The organism is Halomonas sp., from assembly GCF_052095695.1.
Taxonomy (GTDB): Bacteria; Pseudomonadota; Gammaproteobacteria; order Pseudomonadales; family Halomonadaceae; genus Vreelandella.
On sequence record NZ_JBQDLQ010000134.1, the window covers coordinates 1 to 6,238 of the forward strand.

Annotated in this window: 6 protein-coding genes and 1 pseudogene; 4 read left to right on the plus strand and 3 right to left on the minus strand. The window is 51.3% G+C overall.

All coding sequences use genetic code 11. The features are described from left to right. Positions 1-127, minus strand: a pseudogene (locus ACTH5D_RS16920) (IclR family transcriptional regulator); the annotation flags it as partial. A gap of 229 nt (positions 128-356) precedes the next feature. Between ACTH5D_RS16920 and ACTH5D_RS16925 the strand changes: the two are divergent. The 4 genes from ACTH5D_RS16925 to ACTH5D_RS16940 all read left to right on the plus strand — a co-directional run bounded on the left by ACTH5D_RS16925 (position 357) and on the right by ACTH5D_RS16940 (position 4,704). Next, on the plus strand, positions 357-1,343 hold the full coding sequence (locus ACTH5D_RS16925) for a Bug family tripartite tricarboxylate transporter substrate binding protein (protein WP_441673282.1): 987 nt from the start codon (positions 357-359) through the stop codon (positions 1,341-1,343). A 75-nt stretch (positions 1,344-1,418) separates the two neighbouring features. Next, the gene (locus ACTH5D_RS16930; protein ID WP_441673284.1) at positions 1,419-1,925 is read left to right on the plus strand and encodes a tripartite tricarboxylate transporter TctB family protein; all 507 of its coding nucleotides are present in this window, start codon (positions 1,419-1,421) and stop codon (positions 1,923-1,925) included. A 27-nt stretch (positions 1,926-1,952) separates the two neighbouring features. Then, the gene (locus tag ACTH5D_RS16935) at positions 1,953-3,458 is read left to right on the plus strand and encodes a tripartite tricarboxylate transporter permease (RefSeq protein WP_441673286.1); all 1,506 of its coding nucleotides are present in this window, start codon (positions 1,953-1,955) and stop codon (positions 3,456-3,458) included. A 19-nt stretch (positions 3,459-3,477) separates the two neighbouring features. Then, positions 3,478-4,704, plus strand: a complete 1,227-nt coding sequence (locus ACTH5D_RS16940) for a CaiB/BaiF CoA transferase family protein (RefSeq protein ID WP_441673288.1) — start codon at positions 3,478-3,480, stop codon at positions 4,702-4,704. A gap of 17 nt (positions 4,705-4,721) precedes the next feature. Here ACTH5D_RS16940 and ACTH5D_RS16945 read toward each other — a convergent pair whose 3' ends face one another. Further along, positions 4,722-5,450, minus strand: coding sequence for an SDR family NAD(P)-dependent oxidoreductase (locus ACTH5D_RS16945; protein ID WP_441673290.1), 729 nt, complete (start codon positions 5,448-5,450; stop codon positions 4,722-4,724). 51 nt (positions 5,451-5,501) lie between these two features. Continuing rightward, positions 5,502-6,238, minus strand: a 737-nt coding sequence (locus ACTH5D_RS16950) for an AEC family transporter (protein ID WP_441673292.1), incomplete at its 5' end; no start/stop codon positions are given.

Here is a 6,238-nt window from a genome sequence, read left to right on the forward strand (position 1 = left end):
TCCGCGTAGCAACTTCGCTTAATGTCATACGCGGGTGCTCATGATCGAATGCCTGTATAACCTCTAAGCCACTAGCAAGCGCGGTTACAAAATCACGGCTGTCTTCACTGAGCATTTCTTCCTGCATTTTTACCATCCATTGCCTCGAAGCCTGATAGAAAAGATTAACTCAAAGAAGTTCGTTATGCGAACTTATGTGCTGATTTATATAAGCGCGCTTTTTTGGGGGCGTGGATTGCAGGCAATGATACTAAAGTTGTGTTTTTTAAAGTGTTAGTAACAACGTAATCTGATTGTATGTGCTACGAATATATGTACGCACAACGCACAATAATTAGTAACACACAGGAAGAAAAATGAACAAAATTCTTAGCTCTGCATATCTAGCTGCCTGTGGCAGCGCCCTGGCTCTTGGCCTTACCGTTTCCTCAGCTAATGCCAACGATTGGCCGACTAACGATGTTCGCTTGGTCGTTCCCTACGCTCCGGGCGGCACTACTGATGTTTTGTCCCGCCGCGTTGCTGACCTTTTACAGCAAGAGCTTGAGGCTAATGTGGTTGTAGAGAATCGTCCTGGCGCTGGTTCCACCGTAGGCACTGGCCGTCTTGCCCGGGGCGGGCGAGATGTCGACCATACTATCTTGATGGCCTCGCCAGGACACACCATTGGTGCCGCGATTTATCCTGACTTGAGCTACGATCCGGTCGAAGATTTTGTCTTCCTGCAAAATATGATCGATATTCCTAATGTCATGGTAGTACCAGCAGACAGCCCTTATGAAGATGTCATTGAGTTTGTCGAAGCGGCAAAAGAAGAGAATATGACATTTAGTCACAGTGGTGTGGGTAGCTCCATTCATATGTCCGGTGAATTGTTCAAGACATTGACGGAAACCAACATGACAGCGGTTCCTTTTGCCGGTAGCGGCGCCGCTCTTCCTGCGCTGTTAGGTGGCGACGTGGATGTCTCGTTTGAAAATATGCCGGCTGTTCTGTCGCATATTCGCTCAGGTGACCTACGTGCGCTGGCCGTTACTTCTGCCGAGCGCTCTGAGTACCTCCCAGATGTGCCAACGCTTTCGGAAATCGGTGAATATAACCTTGATCAGTTCATTACCACTGCTTGGTTTGGCCTGATTGCGCATAACTCTTTCCCTGAAGAAGCGCAGAGCGTTATGCGAGATGCGCTGGCTAACGTGATGGAGCGTGAAGAGTTTCTGGATTTTGCCGAACAGCTAGGAGCTGAGCCGGGTAAGGTTGCAGGAGAAGAGTTCAAGCAATTTATCGCGGATGACCTGAAGCGCTGGAAAGAGGTTGCCGATCAAGCAGGTATCAGCCAATAAGCAGCTTAGTTTTCATCTGGTACTGAGGCGAGGGCTTAAGTTCTCGCCTCTCTTGTTTCTCTGGAGAAGGCAGCGATGACGACATCGGATCCACAGCGAAGAGTTAAGGTTAAGGACGCCGGTGATGTAATAGCGGGGATTGCCCTGCTTGTATTTTCTCTTGTACTGGTTTTTTATCTGGTGCCCAACTACATCAATGAACCTCCGATATTGGAAAATCCAATGATGTCGCCTCGTTGGCTGCCGGAGATAGTGGGTTGGCTGATAGTACTGTTTTCCGTTCTCCTCATCTTTCAAGGATTGCTGGTCGAAAGGAGCACTGAGGAGGGTGAACGGACGCTCGAAAAAGGCTCGTCACGGCGTTTCATAATGATGGCGGTTGCATTAGCCATTTATGTTGTTTTATTCGAATCCATGGGGGCCGTGTTCTGCGGCATTCTGGCAACCTTGGTGTTGTTCGTGGCGCACCCCGTTCGCACGTGGTGGGTTTATAGCATGGCCTTTCTGTTTCCTATCGTCGTTGCGTTCTTATTTGTAGAAGTAATGAATGTGCCGCTTCCAATAATGCCTTTTTGGCTCTGATTCGCTACTTATTATTCTGGATAAACTATGGAAAATTTTTCGGAAGTCATACAGCTATTTTTTAGCTTGGAAAATTTCCTGGCGATCGCTATCGGGGTTGTCATTGGTGTCGTTATTGGATCTATCCCTGGCTTGACGGCAACGATGGCGGTGGCGCTGGCGCTACCATTTACTTTCTCAATGCAGCCCATCGCCGCAATTTTGTTGCTGGTGGGGATTTATAAAGGCGGTATGTACGGTGGCTCGATCACCGCTATCTTAATACGCACGCCAGGCTCTCCTGCTTCCGCCTGTACGCTGCTTGATGGCTATCCCATGGCCCAGCAGGGGCATGCTAAAAAAGCACTTAAAGCAGCACTCTACTCGTCCGTTATCGCCGACTTTATCTCCAACATTGCACTCATCTTCTTTGCCGCTTATCTGGCTAAGCTTGCCCTGAATTTTGGTGCACCGGAGTTTTTCTGGCTGATCTGTTTCTCGCTGACCATTATTATATCTCTTGCTAGCGGTTCTATGATCAAAGGGTTGATGGCCGCTTTATTGGGCATCCTGCTGTCAATGGTGGGGTTAGACGATGTCTTTGGTTCTCAGCGCCTAACGTTTGGCAACTATAACTTGATGGATAGCATCTCTTTTATTCCTCTGTTAATTGGGCTTTTCGCCATACCAGAGATTATCGAGTTTTATCGCAAGAAAGCAGTGCCCCATATTAAAGCAAAGGCAAGTGGCGCTGGCTTGGCCTTCTCGGAACTTAAACGCTGCTTGAAAAGCATTGTGCGCGGTAGTTTGATAGGGGTCGTCATCGGTGCGATTCCTGGCACCGGCGCGACTGCGGCGGCGTTTATCTCTTACAGCGATGCACGCAGGCGTTCTCCTAATAAGGAAAACTTCGGTAAAGGGGAAGTGGAAGGGGTTGCCGCAGCCGAGGCAGGTAATAATGGCGTAGCGGGCGCTACGTTGATTCCTTTGCTCTCTTTAGGTATTCCAGGCGATGTCATCACGGCCATCATCCTGGGTGCCTTTATGGTGCATGGTTTGACGCCTGGCCCAATTATGTTCCAAGAGAACTTATCGCTGATCTATGCGCTTTTTATGGGCATTATGCTTAGCTCGGTTATTTTGCTTGTGGTGGGTAATGTCGCTATTAAGTACTTCTCTTTAATTGCTGATATTCCTAAGTCAGTTCTGTTTCCCATCGTATTGATGTTCTGTGTTTATGGCTCTTACGCGGTCAATAACGACACCTTTGACGTATGGCTGATGCTGGCCTTTGGGGTGTTGGGTTATATTTTCAATCGTGCCGCTATACCAGCAGCGCCATTTCTGATTGGCTTCATTCTCGGGCCGATGTTCGAAGATAATCTGCGCCGCTCCTTACTCATAGGTTCCAATGACCTGTCGATCTTTGTGCGTGGTCCAATCACCTGGGTCTTTATTGCGTTGACAGTGGGCTCTATTGCCTTGGCACTTTACCGTTTTATTACATCGCGTCGTGAAGCACGCCACGCTACCACCACCACCCCAGAGCTATGATGATGAATGGAGTGTTGCTATGGCGGGACCACTGACAGGTTTACGGGTACTGGATTTAAGCCGTGTAATGGCGGGCCCTTGGTGTACGCAGATCTTGGCCGATATGGGGGCTGAAGTCATCAAGGTCGAGCATCCGGTACTCGGGGATGATACGCGCCACTGGGGACCTCCATGGCTAAAGGATAGCAGTGGCAAAGATACGACTGAGTCGGCTTACTATCTTTCCGCCAATCGCGGCAAACATTCGCTGGCAGTCGATATAAGCCAGCCTGAAGGGCAGGCACTGATTCGTGAGCTGGCGGCTGAAAGCGATATCTTGGTTGAGAACTTTAAGAGTGGTGGCCTAGCACGCAAAGGGCTCGACTACACCACACTAGAGGCGCTTAATCCTGGGGTGATCTACTGTTCGATTACCGGTTTCGGCCAGACAGGGCCAATGGCCTCTATGGCGGGGTACGACTATCTGATCCAAGCGCAAGCAGGATTAATGAGTATTACCGGAGCGGCAGACGGCGAGCCGGGTGCGGGTCCGCAGCGGGTGGGCATGGCGGTCTCCGACCTGACTACGGGTATGAATGCCACCATTGCCATCCTCGGCGCACTGCACCACCGGCAGTGTACTGGCGAAGGGCAATATATTGATATGGCGCTACTGGATGTACAGGTCAGCTGGCTGGCCAATCAGGCACTGAATTACTTTTGTAGCGGCACACCGCCCACCCGTACTGGTGAATACCACCCCAACCTTGTGCCTTATCAGCCGTTCCCGACAGCTGATGGCGAAAAGGTAATTATCGCCATTGGCAACGATGGGCAGTTCAAGCGTTTTTGCGAGGCAGTGGGGCGTCCAGAGCTGGCATCTGATCCTCGGTTCAGTACCAATCCTGAACGAGTTAAGCATCGCCTAGAGCTGATTCCACTGATGGTGGAGATTACACGCAACCGCGCCAGTGACGAATGGATCGAGATGCTGGGGGCCATTAGTGTTCCCTGTGGACCGATTCAGAATATTGCCCAGGTCTTCGACGACCCGCAGATTCGGGCGCGTGGCATGCAGGTAGAGCTGACCTCTGAAACAGGTTCAGTTCCTGGTGTGGCGAACCCTATCAAGTACTCCAAGACGCCTCTTGAGTACTGTAAGCCGCCCCCTCGGCTGGGCGAGGATACGGATAGCGTATTAGAGCGCCTGTTGCGCAAGCGCCCTTCGGAAATTAGCGCACTACGCCAAAAAGGCGTGGTGAAATAAGCGTGCAATCAGGTTGCCTAGCCGACTGTAACGCCGCCGCAAACGAATAGTGTTTGGCCAGTAACAAAACCGCTGCGTTCGTCGCAGAAGAAGCTAACCGCATGGGCCACGTCTTCGGGCTGGCCCATACGCTGTAGTGGAATGTTGTCGATGATGCGGCGAGCACGCTCGGAGTCAGGCGGGTTATTCTGCCAAAAAGCGCTCGTAGCGATAGGCCCTGGGGCGACGCAGTTAACCGTAATGCCGTGTTCAGCAAGCTCCAGCGCCCAGGTGCGGGCCATGGATTGCAGCGCTCCTTTAGTGGCACTGTAAATGGTGCGCGCCTCTTTACCAAGTACCACGCGGCTGGCATTCATCACGATGCGGCCCAACCCTTGTGCCTTCATTGCGGGCAGCAGTGCCTGCGTGCAGATCAGCGCCGAGCGCACGTTCAGATGCATTAGTTTATCGAAGTCCTCAAGCCGTGCTTCTTCAAGCAGCGCTGGAGCGACAATGCCCACATTATTGACCAACCGGGTAACCGAATAGCGTGTACCAATGTCAGTCATCACCAATCGAGTAGCATCGGCATCGGCAAGGTCGACCTGGCGCGCATCTGCTTGCAAAGATTTCGCTTCGGGCTCGACGATATCCACCACAATGACTTGATAGCCATCCTGCTGAAGACGTAAGGCAATGGCCTGACCGATATTTCTAGCCCCACCGGTTACAACTGCGCAGTGATGTCGATCAGAGTGTTGGTTCATTTTTGTTGTCCTCAGCTGTAATAAATCTCTGTTTCTGAATGCATTTAGGCTTTAAAGCGTCATTATCCCCGACAGTGTCATCAACCCAATAATCAAGCTAAGCGTAAAGAACGAGGCGATCGTTGCGACTAACATGGCGGCAGCGCTAACCCCGCCTAAGCCATAGCGCTGGCCGAGTAGAGGGTAAATGCTGATCATTGGCGAGGCTGCAAACAGCAATGCACCTGCCATATAAAGTGGCTCAATATCTGGAACAAAATAGAAGGCGATGAAAATGACCAGCGGGTGAATAAGTAGTTTGCCGACAACGATCTGGCCAACATCACTCGCCATACCTTTAACCTGCAGGCCAAATAGTGCGCCGCCGATCACAAACAGCGCCGCTGGGCCCGCTGCTTCGGCGAGCATATCGATGGCTTTAAACAGCGGTGCGGGAATCTTGACGCCGGACACGGCCAGACAGATGCCGGTTAGTAAGCCTACCAATACGGGGTTTTTGATGAGGCTAAGGGCTGTCCGCTTAACCGTTTTCCATACGCTGGAACCTTGATGGCTGCCCATTTCAGCCAGAATCAGCGCCATAGGAATAATAATCAGTGTCTCAATGATCATATTGAGCGCCAACAGCACTGCCGCAGGTGAACCGATCACCATGGCCGCCACGGGATAGCCGACAAAACCACTATTAGCCGCTGCCATACCGAGTGCCTGCATGGCACTGGCGTTAAGTGGTTGGCGCTGTAGTGTTAAGCAGAGCAGTAACCCCCCAATGAAAACGGCAATAGAGC

Bases quoted from the DNA above. Each gene is read 5' to 3' on its own strand.
- ACTH5D_RS16925 (WP_441673282.1), top strand. From the start codon at position 357: ATGAACAAAATTCTTAGCTCTGCATATCTAGCTGCCTGTGGCAGCGCC.
- ACTH5D_RS16930 (WP_441673284.1), top strand. From the start codon at position 1,419: ATGACGACATCGGATCCACAGCGAAGAGTTAAGGTTAAGGACGCCGGT.
- ACTH5D_RS16935 (WP_441673286.1), top strand. From the start codon at position 1,953: ATGGAAAATTTTTCGGAAGTCATACAGCTATTTTTTAGCTTGGAAAAT.
- ACTH5D_RS16940 (WP_441673288.1), top strand. From the start codon at position 3,478: ATGGCGGGACCACTGACAGGTTTACGGGTACTGGATTTAAGCCGTGTA.
- ACTH5D_RS16945 (WP_441673290.1), bottom strand. From the start codon at position 5,450: ATGAACCAACACTCTGATCGACATCACTGCGCAGTTGTAACCGGTGGG.